Origin of the sequence: Scytonema sp. HK-05, from assembly GCF_963872035.1 — a bacterium.
Taxonomy (GTDB): Bacteria; Cyanobacteriota; Cyanobacteriia; order Cyanobacteriales; family Nostocaceae; genus Kalymmatonema.
Genome location: NZ_CAWMYC010000122.1, coordinates 1 through 20902, shown reverse-complemented (window position 1 = coordinate 20902; position 20902 = coordinate 1). Strand labels below are relative to the sequence as shown.

The following is a 20902-nucleotide window of genomic DNA, read 5'->3' as shown; positions in this document are numbered from 1 at the left end:
TTTTCATAGGCAAAAACCTTTGCTATACAAGCAACAATAAAAATAAAAAATTGATGTAGGAAATAGGTGCATAGAACTATTACTTGATGCCACAAGCTTTAGATTTTGCACCTCGTTTTCAATTTAAGTATCTTGGATGTTTTATAGATTATTCACGTGAAAAAGAAGATTTCAAAGTAGAACGTCTAAGCGGTACAAAACCGTTCTGGTTAAATAACCGTGCCGAAGTTCGTAGTAAGGGCTAAAGCCCTCTTCCACTAATGTAAGCACTAATACTAAATACAAGATTGCACAAGGCAAGTAGCGTTATAGTTCGTAGTTGCGCTAAGCGCGAAGACAGCGCAACTACAACCCCCTTATTGCGATATGAATTTATGAAATGTAGTACTAAGTTGCAGTCATAGAGACAAGTTGTCATGCTGAGCGTAACGTTAGTGAAGCGAAGCATCTCGCGAGATTCTTCCCTATGCCTGCGGCACGCACTCGCGTTCGGTCAGAATGACATGTTTGAACGCAACTTGATATAAAGTCGTTACTACAAACAAGTTTTATTATTGGTATTTTTCAGAACATGATATGAAACCAAATTATCGGGTCAAGCCTTAAAATACAATAGTTTCAGAATATTATCTGTCTACAGTAATAAAAGAACGCCAGACATAAGTGCATAAAACTCAAACTTCACCCCTATAGAGAAATAGGGGTAACTTAAAAGCAGCTAATTTTATCTCTGCATTCTGTATAGCCCATTTTGGTGTTGCTGAATCGTGGTATGAATCGCATAGAGACGCGATTAATGGCGTCTCCACAAAGATTACGACCACACAAAAAATAAATTTCATACTTGGAATCAACAAGGCTCTAATTCGTAATGACTCTTGTATTACGAATTATCTTGCCGATGATATTTGCATAAATCAAGTTTTAGTACTGGAAGGATTTTATGAGCAAACAAAACAAAAACGTTGAAGCTATCTATCCTCTTTCCCCAATGCAACAGGGTATGCTTTTTCACACCCTTTACGCTCCTAATTCGGGAATGTATTTTGAACAGTTGGTTTGCACTTTGCATGGCAACCTTAATGTTAAGGCATTTCATGGAGCTTGGCAACGAGTAGTTGAACGCTACCAAATTTTGCGTACTCTGTTTATTTGGGAACAAACGAAACAACCGCTACAGGTTGTCTGTAAGTCTGCAACTCTACCTTGGTTCAACCTTGACTGGCAAGAACTTTCTTTAGTTGAACAACAACAAAGATTGGAAAAATTATTACAAGCAGAGCGGGAAAAAGGTTTTAAACTTGACCAAGCTCCGCTGATGCGCTGCACCCTAATTAAAGTGGGAGCGGATACCTATCAATTTATTTGGAGTCATCACCACCTGTTAATGGATGGCTGGTGCTTGTCTATCGTCCTCAAAGAAGTCTTAGCTTATTATGAGGCTGCTGTCCAAGGTGAGAATTTATATTTAACTCCTCCACATCCTTACAAAGATTATATTGCTTGGTTGCAACAACAAGACCTCTCCCAATCTGAGGCATTTTGGCGTCAGGCACTCCAAGGTTTTACTAACCCTACTCCTTTAATTACAGATAAAGTTGGCAGCAATAAATTCCAACAGGAGCATGTTTACAAAGAACAAAAATTGTTGTTGCCAAAAACACTGACATCTAAATTGGAATCTCTAGCAAAAGAAAATCATCTTACTCTTAATACCCTGTTACAAGGAACTTGGGCGCTATTACTTAACCGCTACAGTGGTGAGTCAGATGTATTGTTTGGCACTACAGTTTCCGGTCGTCCTTCCGCTCTGACGGGGGTAGAGTCGATGGTGGGGCTATTTATCAACACTTTACCAGTACGACTGCAAGTTTCACCAGCAGCAAAACTGTTGCCCTGGTTGAAACAGCTACAAGCTCAGTTGGTGGACTTGGAGCAGTACGCTTACACTCCCTTGGTTGATATTCAAGCATGGAGTGATGTCCCTCGTGGTACACCTTTGTTTGAAAGCTTAGTAGTTTTTGAAAACTATCCGTTAGATGCATCTTTGCAAGAAGGGAGTGGTAGTGTAAAAGTTAGCGACGTACGTGGCTTTGAACGCACTAACTACCCTCTGACAGTAGTAGTAACTCCTGGTGAGCAATTGTCCTTGCAAGTTAGCTACAATGCATCTCGCTTTAATGTTGCCATCATTAAACAGATGTTGGAACATTTGGAAACAATGCTTGCAGATATGGTGGCTAAACCACAAGCTAGCCTTTTGGATTTAGAGATGATCTCTCAAAGAGAGCGACAAAAATTACTGATAGATTTTAACGATACAAAAACCGAGTTTCCTGAAAACAAATGCATCCACCAATTATTTGAGTCACAAGTAGAACGTACACCAAACAACATCGCCGTTGAATTTGATCACCAGCATCTGACTTACAGAGAACTTAATACAAAGGCGAATCAACTAGCCCATCAACTACAGAAATTGGGAGTCGGACCAGAAGTACTAGTAGGGATTTGTGTAGAACGTTCCTTGGATATGGTGATTGGTATTCTTGGTATCCTCAAAGCTGGTGGTGCCTATGTGCCTTTTGACCCAACATATCCGACGGAACGGTTGGGATTCATGCTGGAAGATGCCCAGATTTCAGTCATGTTAACTCAACAACGGCTTGCTCATAACTTTGCCGAGTCTAACACCCGCGTGATTTGCCTCGATACAGATTTGTCTTTGATCGCCACTGTGAGCATAGAAAATCCACCCAGCCAAGTGACACCGCAAAATCTTGCTTATATCATCTACACCTCTGGTTCGACTGGCAAGCCGAAGGGGACAATGATTCCCCACCGGGGTGTTGTAAATTACCTTAGTTGGTGTATAAAAGCTTATGCAGTCGCAGAAGGTTACGGTGCTCCAGTGCAATCTTCGATTGGGTTCGACGCCACCATTACCAGCTTATTCTCTCCGTTATTGGTCGGGCAAAAGGTGGTACTGCTACCAGAGAAGGAAGAAATTGAGGCTCTCTCAGCACTTTTGCAGTCAGCTGATAACTATAGCCTTGTGAAAATAACTCCAGCCCACTTGCAAATGCTCAATCAGATGCTACCTGAGAAAAAAGGTGTGACCGAAACCAAAGCATTGGTGATTGGTGGCGAAGCACTGTTGGGTAAAAGCTTGACATTTTGGCGTCATCATGCGCCTAATACCCGAATCATTAATGAATATGGTCCTACCGAAACTGTGGTTGGTTGCTGCGTTTATGAAGTGTCAGAGCAAACTTGTTTATCAGGTGCAATTTTAATTGGTCGTCCGATCGCCAATACTGAGCTTTATTTGCTCGATGAGAATCAAAAGCTCGTACCTATTGGTGTAGTTGGTGAATTATACATCGGTGGCGCGGGAGTGGCTAGGGGTTATCTGAATCGTCCACAGTTGACGCAACAGAGATTTATCCCCAATCCTTTTAGTAAGGAACCTGGGTCTCGGTTGTATAAAACGGGAGACTTAGCCCGCTACTTGCCGGATGGTAATCTTGAGTACCTCGGACGTATTGACCATCAAGTTAAGATTCGTGGTTTGCGCATCGAACTGGAAGAAATTGAGTCCTTACTTGGTCAGCACCCCTTAGTTAATTGTGTGACTGTTATTGCTCGTGAAGACCAGCCCGGAGACAAACGACTGGTGGGTTATATTGTGCCTCACGAGAAAGTTCCCACCACCAGCGAACTGCGCCGTTTTCTTAAAGAAAAATTGCCTGAATACATGGTGCCTTCGGCTTTTGTGATGCTAGATGCTTTGCCCATCACCCCCAACGGCAAGATAGACCGTCGCGCCTTACCTGTACCGGAAACATTTGGTGATGTTCAAGATGATTATCAGGCACCGCGCAGCCTTACAGAAGAAGTAGTGGCTACTGTTTGGCTAGAAGTCTTGGGAGCAGAAGTAGGGGTGAATGTTAACTTTTTTGAAGCCGGTGGACATTCTCTGCTAGCAACTCAAGTTATCTCGCGATTGCAAAAAGCCTTTGCTGTCAAGCTGCCTTTGCAGTACCTGTTTGAGTATCCAACGATAGCAGAACTAAGTGAGTGCATCGATAAAGTTCGCCAAGGTGGAAAAAGTTTCCAAATACCTGCTATTGAACCAGTATCGCGCACAAACAATTTGCCTTTGTCCTTTGCTCAACAAAGATTGTGGTTTTTAGACCAATTGGAAGGGGGAAGTTCCACTTATAACGTGCCTGCTGCTTTACAGTTAACGGGTTCCTTCAACCCAGTTGCTTTAGAGCAAAGCCTGAGAGCGATCGTACAACGTCACGAAGTGTTGCGTACCACTTTTTCGATGGTGAATGGTTACCCAGTACAGGTTATCTCTCCCTCTGTAACTATCACCTTGCCGATAGTGGACTTGCGATTTTTACTAGAACATGAACAATCTGTCAAGGTACAGGAATTAGTTTTAGAAGCTGCTCAACAGCCATTTGACTTGGCGAATGAACCCTTACTTCGAGCGACTTTACTACGTCTAGATGAAAAATCCCACATACTGCTGTTGGTGATGCATCATATAGTCTGCGATGGTTGGTCAATGGGGATATTTCTGCGCGAGTTGTCTGCTTTATACGCTGGTTTCGTTCAAGGTGTACCTACTTCCCTCGAAGAGTTGCCCATCCAATATGCAGACTTCGCTTACTGGCAGCATCAATGGTTACAAGGTGAGGTGATGGAAGCCCATCTTTCTTACTGGAAGCAGCAACTCGCCAATCTACCTACCCTGGAACTGCCTACCGACCGTCCGCGTCCCGCATCGCAAACATTTCGCGGTACAAGGCAAAATTTAGAACTACCCAAAGACCTGAGCGAAGAAATTAAAGCCCTTAGTCGCAGGGAAGGAACGACTCTGTTTATGACCTTGATGGCAGCATTTAATACCTTGCTACACAGCTATGTTGGTCAGGATGACATCGTTGTAGGTACAGATGTTGCCAATCGCAATCGGCTAGAGACGGAAGGAATCATTGGTTTCTTTGTTAACCAATTGGTACTACGTACTGACTTATCAGGTAATCCGACTTTTCGCGACTTACTCGCACGTGTTCGCCAGGTAACAATGGATGCTTATGACCACCAAGATATGCCGTTTGACCAACTGGTAGCAGCCCTTAATCCAGAAAGGGATTTAAGCCGTACACCACTATTTCAATCTAAGTTTGTCCTCCAAAATGCCCCTATGCCTGCGATGGAGTTAGAGGACTTAACTCTCAAGGTTTTAGAAATTGATGATGGTACAGCTAAATTTGATTTGTTGTTGACTTTGTGGGAGACAGAACAAGGACTTACAGGCAATTTCGAGTACAGCACAAACTTGTTTAATACTGACACCATCGAACGCATGCTAGCAGATTTTGAAACCATTTTGCGTGCTGTTATCGCCCAACCTAACACCAACTTACAATCCCTCAAAGAAATATTGCTAGCAAAAAATGAGCAAAAACAACTCATCAAAGACCAAAAACTTGCAGAAGCGACAAGAAATAAATTGAACAAGTTCAAGCGCAAATCTGCTTAATTTTCTAATCCCAATGGTTTGTAGTGAGTGCTTTAGTGCTGAAATGAGCGACGAATTGCTCACTACAAGCCATCAGCCGAATTTGATATTAATTGACACAATTCCAATGTAAGGATGAACGAAAATGAAGAACTTAGAGTTAGAAACAAACAGCATCAAAAGATTACAAACCACAAAACGCAAAGTCGTTGAAAAATTAGTAAATTTGCAACCACTCAACTCAGCAAATTCTTTACCGTTAGTCATTTCTCCTGCTGTAGATGGTATCAGTTTAATCCCCTGGGCGCAGCAAAATCGCGATTTGATGGAAACTAATTTACTTAAATATGGTGGCGTACTTTTCCGAAATTTCCATGTAAGTACAGTTGAAGAATTCCAAAAGTTTGTAGAGGTAGCTTCCACCGGAGAACTCTTAAATTACACCTATCGCTCAACGCCACGCACAGAGGTCAGCGATAAAATCTATACTTCAACTGAATATCCTGCGGACGAATCGATTCCGCTACATAACGAAAATGCTTACTCTCCTATTTATCCAATGAAAATATCGTTTTTCTGCGTTAAAGCATCAGAAATTGGGGGAGAAACACCAATTGCTGATAGCCGTAAAATCTTTGAACGCATTAACCCAACCATCAAAGAACGGTTTATCGAAAAAAAAGTGATGTACGTGCGAAACTATGGCGATTTAGATTTACCCTGGCAAGAAGTTTTTCAAACCACAAATAAATCTGAAGTAGAAAGTTATTGCCACAAATTAGGTATTTCATTTGAATGGACAAGTAACAACACCCTCAGAACAAGCCAAGTTTGTCAAGCTGTTGCCAAACATCCCAAGACTGGTGAAATGGTGTGGTTTAACCAAGCTCATTTGTTCCACATTTCCAGCTTGAAAGCAGAGGTACGCGAATCATTGTCTGCATTGCTTAAAGAGGATGAGTTTCCTCGCAATGCCTATTACGGTGATGGTTCTTCCATCGAAACCTCCGTTTTAGATGAAATTCGTGAAGTATATCGCCAAGAAGCAGTGCTTTATCCTTGGCAGGAAGGAGATGTGTTGATGCTGGACAATATGCTAGCAGCACATGGACGGATGCCATTTGTCGGTAAAAGAAAGATTGTAGTTGCGATGGCAGAACCTTGTTAATTGTCATGGTTCCTCCCAACCCCTGCTGCCTATTTGTATCAACTTTAAAGTGAAACGGTGTAAAGCAAGTAGGATGCTCCTCTCCCAAATGCTTACTACATAACCATTTGGGAGTTTTTTTGAAATGTTGGCAATTGACAGCATAAATTGATTTGCCTACCCCTATTAAAACATAGATGCAGGTGTGGATGTTCGTTATTACACGAGGTAAGCCACTATTTTGGTGTGATTTTATTAAACTCACATCGAATTATATTGCAGGCATTTATTAATTTGATGACGTTGTACTCTCACAAAGGAGCTTAACTTTATGCACGCTCAAATGACCAATCTTGTTCGCATTTCTCCTCAACAAAAGCATTTATGGTTGCAACAAGAAGATAATCGCCAAGCTTACTGTTCCCAAATTGCGATAAATATCGCAGGTAATCTCAATCCTGATATTCTTAAATTAGCTTTAGAAAATATCATCGATCGCCAGGAAATCCTTCGCACCGCTTTTCATTCCTTACCGGGTATGAATATTCCCTTACAGTCAATCAGCACTTCCAGCAAGTTATCCCTTCAAGAATACGACTGGAGCGGTTTGACTTCTCAAGTACAAAAAGCAAAAATTGATACACTTTTTCAAGATGAAAGTTTGCAAGATTTCAATTTGGAACAAGGTTCAATTTTGAACGTTGCTTTAATTAAACTGTCTTCGGACAAGCATATACTGTTTATCAGCTTACCTGCTTTATATGCAGATATGGCCACACTCAATAATTTTGTACGTGAAATCGGTCGTTCTTATACAGCTTGCTTGCACGGCGAAGAATTATCAGATGAAGTGATGCAATATGCAGACATCTGCGAATGGCTGAATGAATTATTAGAATCTGAGGACACAGAAACAGCAAGAAACTATTGGGAGCAACAAGATATTTCTTCTGTGTTAACTTTGAAACTTCCCTTTGAAAACAAAAATGTAAATCAGTCATCTGCAATACGATTTGAACCGAAATCGCTTTCCTTAGAGATTCATCCAGATACGGTAGCAAAACTTGAAATATTGCAAGAAAAGTATAACACTTCAGCCGAAACAATTTTACTAGCTTGCTGGCAAGTGCTGCTTTGGCGCTTAAGCGGACAATCTGATATTGTGATTGGTACTGCTTGCGATGGACGTGAATATGAAGAATTAAAGGAAGTTTTGGGGCTTTTAACTAAGTATTTGCCTACTTATTCGCACCTACAAGGAAATTTAAAATTCTCGGAACTTCTGGAAAGAGTTTCTGAATCTTCGCGCTTTGCAAAAAAATGGCAAGAGTATTTCGACTGGGAGCATATTGTCGCTGCAAATGATAAATTTACTTATCGTGCATTTTTTCCTTTCTGTTTTGATTTTACAGAACTGTCTGAGAGCTATGTTGCTGCTGATATTTCATTTTCAGCATATAAAAACTACGCGAATACAGAAAAATTCCAAATCAAGCTCTCCAGCCTTTATGGCAAGAATAATTTGTTTTTGACTTTTGATTACGATTCCAACTTATTTTCTGAGGATAGTATCAAAATTATTTCCAAACAATACCAGACCTTAATAGCAAGTGTCGCTAATGGAGCAGAAGCTGCAATCATTGATTTAAATATTATCAGCGAAAGCGAACGGGAAAGGTTACTAATTGATTTTAACAATACAAAAACCGACTACCCGCAAGACAAATGCATTCATCAACTTTTTGAAGAACAAGTAGAACGCACACCCAACAACATTGCTGTTGAATTTAATAACGAGTATCTCACTTATGCACAACTAAACGCAAAGGCAAACCAGCTAGCGCATCAACTGCAAAAGTTGGGAGTCAAACCAGAAGTATTGGTGGGAATTTGTGCAGAACGTTCGTTAGATATGCTCATCGGTATCTTTGGAATTCTCAAAGCAGGTGGTGCATATATACCTTTTGACCCCACATATCCCCAGGAACGGCTGGGATTTATGTTAGAGGATGCTCAAATCCCGATACTGTTAACTCAACAACGACTTGTTGATAAGTTTGTTGAATATAACACCAATGTCATTTGCCTTGATAAGGATTTGGAAGCAAACGCTACTTTAAGTATCGAAAATCCTGTTAGCAATGTTACATCGGGAAATTTGGCTTATATCATCTACACCTCTGGTTCTACTGGAAAACCCAAGGGAACAATGATTCCTCACAGAGGTTTAGTTAATTACCTTAGTTGGTGTACAAATGCGTATGCCATCGCCCAAGGTTACGGTACTCCAGTGCAATCTTCGATAGGGTTCGACGCTACGATTACCAGCTTATTCTCTCCATTATTGGTCGGACAAAGGGTGGTACTATTGCCCGAGAAGGAAGAAATCGAAGCTTTGTCAGCACTTTTGCAGTCTGATAAAAACTATAGCTTGGTTAAAATTACTCCAGCTCACCTGGAAATGCTTAATCAGATGTTACCCAATTGCAAAGATGTAACCGAAACGAGAGCATTGGTTATCGGTGGCGAAGCACTATTGGGTAAAAGTTTGAAATTCTGGCGTGATAATGCCCCAAATACAAGAATAATAAATGAATATGGTCCGACCGAGACTGTTGTTGGTTGCTGCGTTTATGAGGTTTCTGAGCAAACTTCTTTATCAGGTGCAATTTTAATTGGTCGTGCGATCGCAAATACTCAACTTTATTTGCTTGATGAAAATCAAAAACTTGTACCAATTGGTGTTCCTGGCGAATTATACATCGGTGGCGCGGGAGTCGCTAGGGGTTATCTCAATCGCCCAGAATTAACACAACAGCGATTTATTCCCAACCCCTTTAGCGATGAAGTTGGTTCTCGCCTATATAAAACAGGGGATTTAGCGCGATATCTCCCTGATGGTAATATTGAGTACCTCGGACGTATAGACCATCAAGTAAAAATTCGCGGCTTCCGCATTGAATTAGAAGAAATTGAGTCCGAACTTGCTCAACATGCCTTAGTAAATTCTGTCACCGTTATCGCCAGGGAAGACCAACCTGGAGACAAACGTTTGGTAGCTTATATTGTTCCCCAAGAGCAAGCCCCAACAAGTAGCCAACTGCGCCAATTTTTACAGGAAAAGTTGCCCGAATACATGATACCCTCTGCCTTTGTGATGCTCGAGGTAATACCTCTAACCGCTCATGGTAAGGTAAACCGTCAAGCCCTACCGCAACCCGATACATCTCGTGTTGATGAGCTAAAAGCAGAATTCTTGGCACCACGCGATAGTTTGGAACTGAAATTAGCGAATATCTGGGAAAGTCTTCTAAATGTCCATCCTGTGGGAGTAAAGGATAGCTTTTTTGAACTGGGTGGTCACTCGCTTTTGGCTGTGCGCTTGATGGCTCATATTAACCAAGAGTTTGGTAAAAGCTTGGCTTTAGCAACACTTTTCCAAAATCCCACAATCGAAAAATTGGCTAATATTCTTCGCCAAGAATCAGAAGTATCATCTTGGTCTGCCTTGATAGAAATTCAAAAAGGTAATTCCAAGTATCCTTTCTTCTGCTTACCCGGAGGTGGCGGTAATGTCCTTTATTTACATGATTTGGCGCGTTATTTAAGTCCAAACCAAACATTTTACGGCTTGCAAGCACCAGGTTTAAATGGAGAATCCGAACCATTAACCCAAGTTGAGGACATGGCGGCTTACTACATCCAAGCGATACAAACCATTCAACCCTCTGGACCGTATTTTCTCGGAGGTCACTCGTTTGGGGGTATTGTTGCCTTTGAAATGGCTCAACAGTTGGTCAAATCAGGACATAACGTTGCTCTGGTTGCCATTTTAGACGCTCCAGCCCCGGTTGCAAGTGATAAACCCGTATATGTTGATGTCGATGATGCAACTCGAGTGACCGAAACTGCTCGCCTCATCGAACGTTGGGTAGGCAAAAACTTAGATATATCTTATGAGATTCTCCAGCCGCTAGAACTTGACGAACAATTGGAATATCTCAAAGAGCGATTAATCGCCGTTGATTTACTACCCGCAGGTACTGATACAAAGCAAGTACGCGGTTTGGTGCAGGTTTTCGAGGCTAACATGCAAGCTAGTATTAACTATCTATCGCACCAAGTCTACCCAAATCAAATTACCTTGTTGCGAGCTAGCGAGGTTAGTACTGAGGATGCTGCACTTTTGACTGAGTTACGCCAAGATCCAGCGTGGGGATGGGGTCAATTTTCCGCTCAAAATGTCGATATTCACCTTGTCCCAGGTGACCATATTACGATGATGGCTCAACCCCACATCCAAGCTGTCGCAGAACAGTTAAGAATCTGCATTGAGCAAGCAAATGTAGGTTAATGAGGAGTATTGAAATGACCCAACATCCAAAAAATACAGGAATGCAAATTTTTACCATCATCTGGTTCGGACAAGTAATTTCCCTCATTGGCTCTCAGTTAAGTAACTTTGCTTTGGGTGTATGGGTATACCAGCGAACTGGTTCAGTAACACAGTTCGCCCTCATTTCCCTATTCACAAGCTTGCCGATGATTCTCATTTCCCCTATAGCAGGCACGTTGGTAGATCAATTTCCACGGCGCTGGATGATGGTATTTAGTGATTTAGGAGCAGGTATTGCTACAGGGGTGATTGCGATTTTGTTGGCAGCAGGCGACTTGACAATTTGGCACATATATATAGGTGCAACCATAAGTTCCTGCTTCAGCGCCTTTCAATGGCCCGCTTATACGTCTGCTACTACCTTCCTCGTACCTCCACAACACCTTGCTCGTGCCAACGGTATGTTGCAAATAGGGGAAGCTGCTGGTCGGTTGGTTGCACCAATGCTAGGAGGCGTGCTGCTGCTCATTCTCGATATCGATGGCATTCTCTTTATTGATTTTGCCACCTTTATTTTTGCTTTCAGTATTCTTTTACTAGTTCCGTTCCCAAAACAGTACATTGATCGCCATCGCGCCGAAAAAACTCCTTGGTTCAAAGAAGTATCCTACGGCTTGGTATATGTAGTTAAAAGAAGAGGGCTGTTTGCGCTGCTACTTTTCTTCGCCGTTAACAATTTCCTCGTCGGAATTGTGCAGATGCTAATTACGCCCCTAGTATTGTCCTTCGCCTCAGCTACGGACTTAGGTACAATTATGACTGTTGGCGGTGTAGGAATGCTGGCAAGCAGCGTTCTCGTCAGTACTGTGAAAACACCGCAACATCTAATTCTAAGTATATTTAGCTTTATGCTCCTAGGTGGAATCTGCATTACGTGTGCAGGGTTCTACCAATTCGTTCCCGCCTTAGCGCTGATAGCTTTCCTCTTTTTCTTCGGTCTACCAATTATTAACAGTTCAAGCCAAGTTATTTTCCAAAGGAAAGTACCCTCTAGTGTCCAAGGTCGAGTTTTTGCAACAATAGGAGCGATCGCTAACGCATCCCAGCCTTTTGCTTACACAGTCGCAGGACCACTAGCAGATAAAATCTTCGAGCCATTAATGACTCCTAACGGGCTTTTAGCTGGAAGTATTGGAAAAATTATTGGTGTCGGTCAAGGACGTGGTATTGGTTTGATGTTTATTATGATGGGAGTGCTAACCGTATTAGCGACGGTTATTGCTTACCAGTATAAACCTCTAAGACTAGTAGAAAAGCAGCTGCCCGATGCTGCGAATTATGGTGATGACCTTTCTGTGATACCTTAGAGAGTGTTTATCAAGAAAATCTCAAATACGTAGGGTGCCTTACCCTCCTACACAAACTCAGTAGGAAACTACAAAGGTTGAATGGTAAGCGTTTGCTCTATTTTCTCTTTCACTATTTACGAAGCGCCTAAGTTGATTTTTATTTTCTTCCCCAATTACTGAATCGGTGTTCTAGCCTGCGGCACACCTGAGGGCGAACGCGCTTAGCGCCTACTACGCATGCTAGTTTCCAAACTTTACTTTTATGAACATGAACATAGTTTGATAAGAGGCAGGGGAGATATTGGTTCAAGACAGCGCTTCGGAGCTACAAACCTCGCCGCTTGTGGGTGGAACTGTCCCTGCTCCCTTGCTCCTGATCTTTTCATTAGACGAATCATAGGGTTTTTTGTATAAAAAACCGCCAACCCGCAATTTTAGTTGCGGGTTTTATATCAGTAGATAGGTCAATCGCAGCTCAATTTTAAGCAGGATCAGTTTAAAGGCGCAAGCAACATATGAAAGAAACACAATAATTTTCTTCCCTTATGCCATCTGCCTTATGTTTTTAAGAGTTAAGAGAATTCAGCGAAACTGTCGGAGGGTATAATAGCAGTATCAAATTTCTTCAAACTCATTTGTCGGCATAAAGGGAGAAATTTGCCATAGTGAGTTGATGGATAACGACCAACCAAACACCCAGCTGACCACCTTCCCACTTTGTCTGGTGCAGAAGCATCCGGCGAATCTCCTGTGGTATGTTGATTCACACAAAAGTCATCACCCTGAACTTTTGCATCCCCTACTCGAATACCATCTTTATTGCCGTCACGAAACCCGATAATTGTCCCACACTGCACAAGGGCTTCTTGATTGTGATGATATCCAAATTCCCACGCATCAAGGAACTGAATATCATTAGCAATCCTAAAAGCACCCGCAGGATTCATTGGGTTGTAGGTATAGTAAGTACCAGGTTCACAAGTCGCTTCACAAGAAAGCAATACTTCACCTTTATCAGATACTACAATACGAACATCATCCCACTCGTCCAATTTCCCTTGTGTTGGTTGCCAAGTATCGGGGTTGGCATCTTCTAAGTAAACAATATTCAAAGGACGAATTCTCCAGCCTTTTGATTTCATATAACGAATCATTTTTCTTCCAAATTCAGGACAAACCATATTCACTCCTCATCAACATTTAAATGTTTCAAACCTTGCTCTAGCCTAGATATCCGATAGAGAGTTTCATCAGATTTAGTCAAAAGCTTTACAGCAGCACCAACTTCATACAATTTATCTTCCATAAAAGAAAGCCTTTTTTGTGCTCCTACATGTAGATCTAAATCTGCATGTTTTTCCAATTGCAGTCTTAGAGAATACAGTTCTCTCTCTATCATTGTGTGTTTTTCTGCAAGACTATCAGTAGCCAACCTCAATCTTTCTGATAATCGATCATTTAGCATTTTTCCCTCATCAATTTCCCTGAGAATCTCATCTTTAATAGCGTGCTGTCTAACATCTCTAATTCCAATGTCAGCAAGTTTAATTTGTTGAAATGCAAATACACCACTGATGGCTGAAACAGCTAACCCAAACAAAGTGATAAAATCTAGGTTTCCAATTTTAGGAAAATGAATATGCACATTTGTCTCTATCAAAATTTGGTGGAAACCAACAGCTATACTACTAATAGTAATAGCTAAAAATATAGTTCCCTTATAGGTAACTTCAGTTTCAGAGTAAAGCTTATCAAGCTTCCGTTTCATTGAATTTAACCTCCAAAGTTTCTTCGTGATTTATTGGTTCTTCGACGACAAATTGAAGACAGGGGACATCATTAATTTTAGAAAAGTTAATGATATCTCCTGTTTTTAATTGATTGGGTTTATCTATTTTTTTTCCATTTAAAAAAGTTCCTCCAGTACTTGCATTTCTTAACGGAATTCCATCCCAAAGAGTGTAACAATAACCTTCAGCATTTTCTTGAAGTATTAAGGTACAATGGAATCTTGATATAAAATTTGCATGAATACAGATATCACAACTAGAATTTCTACCAACGATGTATTTTTGTAGATTTAACTTTATTGTTTTAATACTTCCATTCAATTCAGTTAGAAGTAGATAGAAATCATTTGTCATCTTTAGATTCACTTGGAGATGGTAACCAATAAGCAATTGTACTTGTAATACCTCCCCAATAAAGCGCTTCACTTTTAGGATTCGAGAGTAATTGCAGCATACAAAACCCAAGAACAGTTATACTAACGCCGCCTTGCATTATGAATTTGAATTTGCTCATTGATTTTTTAATTAACACTTAATACTTTTATAGTTCCCATAAAAAATGTTTGCTTATGCGAAACAGCAAACAATTTTTCTTTGTATTTAATTAAATAAAAGGCATTGTTCTAGTTTGACAAATATTTAGCTAGAGATAAGTAAACATTTGTTAGAATTGAAAGAATTAAGGTTTATTGTCCATATTTTGAACATAAAATCTTTCTTGCAAAAGGGCGATCGCATCCTCTAAGCACTGTTCTGGTAAGCGAATGACTAATGCAATAAGTTTTTCTCTTGCAGATTGTTGCTGACTTGGAATAGTCAGAGAAGACGTAGGGGTAAGAGAGGAATTTACGTCGCCAAGTTCAGATTTAAAGAATGGATAAATATCACCATTGGCAGTCCGGCATTGATAACAATCTCCTGTTTTAACTTCAAGAACTTCTACAATTTGTCCATGATAAGGTAACTCTGGAGAATTTACCTTAAACTTCTGCAGTTGCTGTTGAATAGGTTTGCTGGTACCAATGTTAGTGGTGTTTTGGCTATAGGTTTTCCCGTTGCGGGTAACTGTACGTGCATGGCAGACTTCAATTTCACCATTATCCTCAAGCTTTTTTCGCCAAGTACGAATAGTTCCCTCATCCACACCGCAATGTTCAGCTATTTGTACGTTACTTCTGTTTACAGCATAAGGATGTTTGAGCGCTCCTATGATTGCTCGCTGCTTATCAGCATTACTTCGCTTCAAGGCTTTATGCTGATTTACAGAGTAACTATGCCATTTAGCATCTTCAAGCGTTCCAAAGCAAATCTCAACGAGAATTTTAGACTCACCCAACTCTAAGAGCGCAGCATCGCGGTGGTATCCGTCTGTTAACCAGTAAGACTCACCATCATAGTAAACTAAAACAGGTTCAAACCGAGCGCCTTTTTTCCAGTCACGAACCAAATCTTCAACATGTTCTGGATCCAGTTTCTCTCTTGGTTGTGTTCCACCGTCTCTTCTAAGTAGCTTTCTATCAATTTCAAGCAAATGAACTTCCATAATGCGCAGTTAATGATGAGTTCAAAATAAAAATTGCTTCTTGTATTAATGCCTGAGTTTCTAAGGTTGAAATTTTTAACGCTTTAGCTACTTCAACTACTTCTTTATTCAGAAGATACCGCTCTCGAACCACAAGCCTATGCTTGGGATGAAGTTTTGAGATTGCCTCATAAAGCAATTGAGTTAATTCTTCTTGGGTTATTGCTTCCGAGTCTTCAACCTGAGGCTCATAAGGTAAGTCATCCCAGCTCACAGTTAAGCGCCGCGAAACGGTAAGCTTTAAAGATTCCCACTCTTGGGCGCTAATACCGAGCTTAGCAGCTACATCCACTTCATTAATCTGTCTTCCTAAAGCAATAAATTGCTTTCTTAACCGCCTAATCTTACTTAGCTTTTCTATTGAAGAACGAGGAATTTTTAACTGTGATGCATTATCCCGCAAATAGTGCTGAATCTCACCTTGGATATAAGGAACAGCAAAAGAACTAAAAGCATGTCCAAGTTCGGACTCAAAACGCTCAACGGCTTTAAGAAGTCCAAGAAACCCTATTTGATATAAGTCTTCGTAACTTTCGTTACATTTATTCACCCAACGATGCACAATTTTATGAACTAATTTGCTATGCGTTTGGGCAATCTGATTACGTCTTTGAAGTTCAGTCGCGGGACTAACTTTAGTTCTGCTTTTTTCTGTAACCATAAAACTAGTGTGCAGAATTTTCTAAAGATATGAATAGCGCATAAGGCACTGAATCCGTAACTCGGGAAATACGGAAGGAGTACTTTATAGTTGCTTCATTCAAAATCAGGAATTTTGCGGAGTCAATACTTTATCTCTCAAGAAACACTTTGCGTAAGGCTTATGTAGCAATGATTGTAAGAATAATATGGGTGGCATGTTTAGAAAGTGGGCTTAGGTGCGATCGCCTTCAGGAAGCTCTCAGTAATCTGACATCAGAGCGTGTTATCTCTTTAAGTTCTTACGATTTTATTCTTGAAGCTCTTTTCTATGCAGTTTCAATATAAATTGATATAAACTGCTTTGACTTTACTTTCTTAGTCTCCCATAATAATGGTCGGCTTACTTACACCATGCTGTACTAGTCATTCGATAAAGATAGCCATGCAACTCAAAGGCAGGATTGTTACCTACAGGTTTTTTTGACGTTTTCTTTTTGTAATTGGGGGTATGTCTCTGGTCTTGGGTTCAAAACTCTCAAGACATTTCTCAATTTCAATGTCGAGCGCAGCGATTTGTTGTTGATAAACTTTCACTGCATCTTCGGAACTTCCGAAGATAGTAAGGATTCAGGTTATAGAAAAAGGGACAAGACAGGGGAACGTGCTTTTAGCACTCAAATCTCCCCTTTACAATTAAGTTTTACCGGAACCCCTAATGTAGTACGCCGTGCTATTTCCAAGTTTCAACGTATTGAGCCAGAAGAAATACCTTTTTTTAACCTGGCTTATAACAGAAATTCTTGACGAACAGATACCTGAACGCGAAGGAAGAAGTAACCCGCGAGTCGTTAAAAAAACTAGAGCTAAATTTCCCTCCAAGAAACCGATACATAAAGGAGTCGAACCTAAAATTGAGACACTTGAAGAAGAACACATAGGTCAGAACGCAGAACTCAGAATCAATTGGATGGGAATTCAGACCCCAACCAATTGTAGACACCGTGTTAACTGTCGTTATTTAAACCCCCTACTCATCACCCAGTCGTACAGAAGTTCATTCTGACTTCTGACTCCTGAGTTCTGAGTTCTTTTTGTTAACTTCTCTATATACAATACTACTTAGAGCTTAACCGAACCGTATTGGAGTACCCTTACCTCTCCAAACACGAAAGCTCCAAAGCAAACCCAACAATTTCCTAGTTGGCGATGCACAATTTCGTTTTTTACTAGTGAACAGAAGACGTCTACAGCATGGCTCCAATTTTGAATCCGTCCACTTCCTCTATGATCTTCTAAGAAGTTACTTTCATAATTACTTAAAAAGATGTATGAATATAGTAGCCAAAATTCAGTTTTTTTTGTAAAAGTCAACATTTTTTTGAGCGTTTTTGCAAATAAACTAAACAAGATTTTTATTTTGGTTGAAATTGGCTTGCAATTTCTCAAAATAAAGGGTTCTTGATTAGGAATACCTGCTGTTTTTAATTGCTTATATTGATAGATGAATGAAATTTTTAGCATAGAGCACCCTTTGATGAGCAGCCAGCAGCAGTAAAGCGTCATTGGCTTTCTTGTATAGGATACCCTTCAAAATTAAATTTACTCGTCTTCTTTGATGTGTTACTGATTTAATAGTAAAGTTCAAATTTGAACTTTACTATTGTTTAGTACTAGTTTTTTGAAAAATAGATATAATTAGAAAATTTCTAAATAGTAAAAATATTTAACGAAAGTAGGCATAGCTCCAATTTTTCAACCACCTAATTACCTTCTCAGAGCATGTGAATTCATGTTATTCTTACCTCTACTTTATCCATTAACTAGATACAGGTAAAGAAACTAAAAATGACTTAATAACTAAATAAAGATAATTAGACTCAAAATAGAGGTTCACGCCGTTATATCAATTTAATATGAAGCTGCATAAAAAAGAGCTTCTAAAATAAAGTCTCGACTTTATCCATTTAGCCGGCGTAGCCCAAAGTATCGGTCAAGCGTTCCAACAAAGCACGGGGGATTTTTACCCGGAGCGGTTGGTAATACCATTTCTGTATGAAGCTGCGCTAAATTATCAACAAAGGTGTATTTGGTATAAGTGTAATGGGTCTGAAATTGCAAATTGAGATTAAACAGAGCCGAGAAGAATTGGAAAAAGCTGTTAAATATGCCGTAGAAGCTAGTAGCAAAGAGCGATTACAAATGCTGTACTGGCTAAAAACTGGTCAGCCCCTGAGTCCTTACGGACACGCTCCGCGAACGGGGAAGTCAAAAGTCACGCATTCAAAAGTCAAAAGTAAGAACCCCATAACTGAATTTGGGGGCTTGAGTCAGCGGACGCCGTAGACGCTTGCGCCTACTCGATGAAATACGTTTTTTCTTTTTCCATACCATAAGTTGGGGGCTTGTACCTTTTTCTTTCTGGTCAAGTGAAAAGCAGGCGATTGCGCGCAGCGCAGTGCCCCTGGGGCAATCGCTCGCAGAACGTTTAGGACGTGATGAGGCAACAATAACTCGTTGGTTGAAAAAATATAAGGATGGGGGATACAGAGGTTTATTAGAGGTGAAACATGCACCGGGTAAAGAGCCGATAGTCAGTGGAGAACACCTAGAACGTTTCAAGCAAAAATTGTCCGAACCACAAGGATTTGACAGCTATAGTCAGATTCAACTGATTCGGTTTTGGTTTTGGAAGTAAATGGGTAAAGCTGGCAAACAACCCCTTTTAAAACGGTGAAATCCACGCTCCAACAGCCATTCATCCCGGTAATACATTACGGCTTGTGATAATGTCAGTTGAGTCAAAGGCTTTTCCCAAATAGTCACCACATATTTAGCATGAATTTTTATCCCATAAAAACACTCAAAGTCAACACCCTACGTACAGCCCCCTTTTTTAAGGGGCTATACCTTGAGATAAACAAGCTAACCAAACCGTATTGGGTGTTTGCCAGACTTCACTTGATAGACTAATTTCCTCTAAGAAAATTCTTAGAGGAAATCTTATCGGCGATCGCAAAGAGCGTCTCTGCAATCTCTTGTGATTGCAAATCCTGGTTTCTATTTCTGATGACAATAGATATAGAGGAATCGCCAAGCAAGTGCTTTATGATCTGCGCCTTCCCCTCAGCGTCAAAGCGATCGCATTGAGCGATTATTTCTTCTAAATTCATACAAACGAAAAGGTAGATACACCAATATTTTTTTAGGCGCGTATCCCTTTTTTGTAAAGCAGCCCAAAAGCATTTTTTTATACTTTCACCTCTTGCCGAGAGTAAGAAGCTGCAAAAACACGCAAAACTTCTGCTTTTTCTTCATCTGATGCCTTACGAGCCAAGGATATTATATCCCTAGCTATGGGTTTCATTTGAAAGAAAAAATACTCTTGGGCATCTGGCGGTAATGCATTAATCAGCCGCTCAAGCGTATCGATTTTTATCTGGCATCTTCCACAAATAAACTGCGAAATCGTTTGAGGGGTGATATCCACTCTGGACGATAACCACGTACCCTTTATGCCATATTCTTTCATTGTCGCGGCTAGTGCTGCTCTGAAATTAATCAAAAAGTGAGGAATAAGGATTCTGGTCTTATCTGAACGGTATTGGGTTAAAAACAAAATATTTTCGTTATTAAATCCCCATCAATACCTGATGGGGATTAACTGATAACTGCCGCTGGTACTGATAACTGTTAAAAACTACTAGTAGCGACTATTATGTTCCCGGACGAGAGCGAATATTCACGGGTATATGATGGCGATCGCCTAATATTTCTAACAAAGGACCATTAACGTCAAATTTAACCATACTTACCGACGCCACCAAAATATTCACCCGATAGCGATAGCGTCCCAAATCAATTCCTAATAAACTGCAAAGCATAATCCGAATCGTGGCTTTATGGGATACTACTAAAACATTACCTTGGGGATGTTTTTCTTGAATTTCAGCAATGACAGGCATAGAACGGTTAGCAATATCTACCGCAGTTTCTCCACCTAGTGGTGCATTCCAAGCTGGTTCTGTCAACCAGTTTACATAGTTTTCTGCATAATTTTCTTGGACAAACGATTTACTATACGTTTCCCATTCGCCGTAACTACCCTCTCTAAGTCCGTCACGCAACTGCATATCCATACCGATAGCATCACAAAATGGCTTGGCAGTTGCAATTGTGCGCTTCATTGGGCTAACATAAACTGCTTCCCACTTCAACTTTTGATAAACATCGGCAAAACTAGAAGCCATTTGCATCCCTTCTGTTGTCAACTCCGCATCAGTTTCACCGCAGAAATTACCACTTTGACTAAAAGTAGTTTCTCCATGTCGCAGTAAATATAAATTGAGTGTCATAGCTTGTATCGCGATTGGGATAAAGGAGTTTGTGCAAAAATAAAATACCATCAACAGTTACCAGTTATTAGTTATTAGTGAGCCAGCGCTATGCAGGAGGGTCTCCCGACCTAGTGCAGGCTGGCAAAAATAACTGACCAGTGATAGATGTTGGCTCGAGTACTG

General features: G+C 40.5%; 16 protein-coding genes. 7 read left to right on the top strand and 9 right to left on the bottom strand.

The annotated features are described in order from the left end of the window. Window positions 1-86 precede the first annotated feature (86 nt). The 5 genes from AACT52_RS25975 (at window position 87) to AACT52_RS25955 (ending at window position 12389) form a co-directional block, all read left to right on the top strand. A complete protein-coding gene (locus tag AACT52_RS25975; RefSeq protein WP_158054782.1) occupies window positions 87-245 on the top strand; it encodes a hypothetical protein in 159 nt (52 codons plus the stop codon). Window positions 246-943: 698 nt separating this feature from the next. Beyond that, the gene (locus tag AACT52_RS25970; RefSeq protein ID WP_073633922.1) at window positions 944-5560 is read left to right on the top strand and encodes a non-ribosomal peptide synthetase; all 4617 of its coding nucleotides are present in this window, start codon (window positions 944-946) and stop codon (window positions 5558-5560) included. A gap of 124 nt (window positions 5561-5684) precedes the next feature. Next, a complete protein-coding gene (locus tag AACT52_RS25965) occupies window positions 5685-6707 on the top strand; it encodes a TauD/TfdA family dioxygenase (protein WP_073633921.1) in 1023 nt (340 codons plus the stop codon). A gap of 322 nt (window positions 6708-7029) precedes the next feature. After that, the gene (locus tag AACT52_RS25960; RefSeq protein ID WP_445263930.1) at window positions 7030-11040 is read left to right on the top strand and encodes a non-ribosomal peptide synthetase; all 4011 of its coding nucleotides are present in this window, start codon (window positions 7030-7032) and stop codon (window positions 11038-11040) included. A 14-nt stretch (window positions 11041-11054) separates the two neighbouring features. Further along, on the top strand, window positions 11055-12389 hold the full coding sequence (locus AACT52_RS25955; protein ID WP_073633951.1) for an MFS transporter: 1335 nt from the start codon (window positions 11055-11057) through the stop codon (window positions 12387-12389). Between the two features lie 554 nt (window positions 12390-12943). Here AACT52_RS25955 and AACT52_RS25950 read toward each other — a convergent pair. From AACT52_RS25950 to AACT52_RS25925, 6 genes are all read right to left on the bottom strand, one after another. Beyond that, window positions 12944-13525, bottom strand: a complete 582-nt coding sequence (locus AACT52_RS25950; protein WP_143172884.1) for a hypothetical protein — start codon at window positions 13523-13525, stop codon at window positions 12944-12946. Between the two features lie 29 nt (window positions 13526-13554). After that, window positions 13555-14139: a hypothetical protein gene (locus tag AACT52_RS25945; RefSeq protein WP_073633918.1), complete on the bottom strand. Its 585-nt coding sequence runs from the start codon at window positions 14137-14139 to the stop codon at window positions 13555-13557. Next, complete coding sequence (locus AACT52_RS25940) at window positions 14123-14515, bottom strand: FHA domain-containing protein (RefSeq protein WP_073633917.1); 393 nt, start codon at window positions 14513-14515, stop codon at window positions 14123-14125. Before AACT52_RS25940 ends, AACT52_RS25945 begins: the two co-directional genes overlap by 17 nt. Before the next feature lie 325 nt (window positions 14516-14840). Further along, window positions 14841-15704, bottom strand: coding sequence for a ParB/RepB/Spo0J family partition protein (locus AACT52_RS25935; protein WP_073633916.1), 864 nt, complete (start codon window positions 15702-15704; stop codon window positions 14841-14843). Beyond that, complete coding sequence (locus AACT52_RS25930) at window positions 15685-16404, bottom strand: sigma-70 family RNA polymerase sigma factor (RefSeq protein WP_073633915.1); 720 nt, start codon at window positions 16402-16404, stop codon at window positions 15685-15687. Before AACT52_RS25930 ends, AACT52_RS25935 begins: the two co-directional genes overlap by 20 nt. A gap of 1100 nt (window positions 16405-17504) precedes the next feature. Next, the gene (locus AACT52_RS25925; RefSeq protein ID WP_073633914.1) at window positions 17505-17906 is read right to left on the bottom strand and encodes a hypothetical protein; all 402 of its coding nucleotides are present in this window, start codon (window positions 17904-17906) and stop codon (window positions 17505-17507) included. A gap of 579 nt (window positions 17907-18485) precedes the next feature. Between AACT52_RS25925 and AACT52_RS25920 the strand changes: the two genes are divergently transcribed. Beyond that, window positions 18486-18728, top strand: coding sequence for a hypothetical protein (locus AACT52_RS25920; protein ID WP_073633913.1), 243 nt, complete (start codon window positions 18486-18488; stop codon window positions 18726-18728). A gap of 112 nt (window positions 18729-18840) precedes the next feature. Beyond that, window positions 18841-19080 (top strand): helix-turn-helix domain-containing protein, encoded by a 240-nt coding sequence (locus tag AACT52_RS25915; protein WP_198940994.1) that lies wholly within the window; start codon window positions 18841-18843, stop codon window positions 19078-19080. A 271-nt stretch (window positions 19081-19351) separates the two neighbouring features. Here the strand turns inward: AACT52_RS25915 and AACT52_RS25910 are convergent, their stop codons facing one another. The 3 genes from AACT52_RS25910 to AACT52_RS25900 all read right to left on the bottom strand — a co-directional run bounded on the left by AACT52_RS25910 (window position 19352) and on the right by AACT52_RS25900 (window position 20737). After that, window positions 19352-19555, bottom strand: coding sequence for a hypothetical protein (locus AACT52_RS25910; protein WP_073633912.1), 204 nt, complete (start codon window positions 19553-19555; stop codon window positions 19352-19354). A 77-nt stretch (window positions 19556-19632) separates the two neighbouring features. After that, complete coding sequence (locus tag AACT52_RS25905; RefSeq protein ID WP_198940993.1) at window positions 19633-19947, bottom strand: helix-turn-helix transcriptional regulator; 315 nt, start codon at window positions 19945-19947, stop codon at window positions 19633-19635. Window positions 19948-20098: 151 nt separating this feature from the next. Next, window positions 20099-20737 carry a histidine phosphatase family protein gene (locus AACT52_RS25900; RefSeq protein WP_073633949.1) on the bottom strand — a complete coding sequence of 213 codons (639 nt, stop codon included), beginning with the start codon at window positions 20735-20737 and terminating at the stop codon, window positions 20099-20101. Window positions 20738-20902 lie beyond the last annotated feature (165 nt).

Bases quoted from the DNA above. Each gene is read 5' to 3' on its own strand.
- AACT52_RS25940 (WP_073633917.1), bottom strand. From the start codon at position 14,515: ATGACAAATGATTTCTATCTACTTCTAACTGAATTGAATGGAAGTATT.
- AACT52_RS25950 (WP_143172884.1), bottom strand. From the start codon at position 13,525: ATGATTCGTTATATGAAATCAAAAGGCTGGAGAATTCGTCCTTTGAAT.
- AACT52_RS25975 (WP_158054782.1), top strand. From the start codon at position 87: ATGCCACAAGCTTTAGATTTTGCACCTCGTTTTCAATTTAAGTATCTT.
- AACT52_RS25925 (WP_073633914.1), bottom strand. From the start codon at position 17,906: ATGCTAAAAATTTCATTCATCTATCAATATAAGCAATTAAAAACAGCA.
- AACT52_RS25900 (WP_073633949.1), bottom strand. From the start codon at position 20,737: ATGACACTCAATTTATATTTACTGCGACATGGAGAAACTACTTTTAGT.
- AACT52_RS25910 (WP_073633912.1), bottom strand. From the start codon at position 19,555: ATGAATTTAGAAGAAATAATCGCTCAATGCGATCGCTTTGACGCTGAG.
- AACT52_RS25965 (WP_073633921.1), top strand. From the start codon at position 5,685: ATGAAGAACTTAGAGTTAGAAACAAACAGCATCAAAAGATTACAAACC.
- AACT52_RS25930 (WP_073633915.1), bottom strand. From the start codon at position 16,404: ATGGTTACAGAAAAAAGCAGAACTAAAGTTAGTCCCGCGACTGAACTT.
- AACT52_RS25955 (WP_073633951.1), top strand. From the start codon at position 11,055: ATGACCCAACATCCAAAAAATACAGGAATGCAAATTTTTACCATCATC.
- AACT52_RS25935 (WP_073633916.1), bottom strand. From the start codon at position 15,704: ATGGAAGTTCATTTGCTTGAAATTGATAGAAAGCTACTTAGAAGAGAC.
- AACT52_RS25970 (WP_073633922.1), top strand. From the start codon at position 944: ATGAGCAAACAAAACAAAAACGTTGAAGCTATCTATCCTCTTTCCCCA.
- AACT52_RS25945 (WP_073633918.1), bottom strand. From the start codon at position 14,139: ATGAAACGGAAGCTTGATAAGCTTTACTCTGAAACTGAAGTTACCTAT.
- AACT52_RS25960 (WP_445263930.1), top strand. From the start codon at position 7,030: ATGACCAATCTTGTTCGCATTTCTCCTCAACAAAAGCATTTATGGTTG.
- AACT52_RS25920 (WP_073633913.1), top strand. From the start codon at position 18,486: ATGGGTCTGAAATTGCAAATTGAGATTAAACAGAGCCGAGAAGAATTG.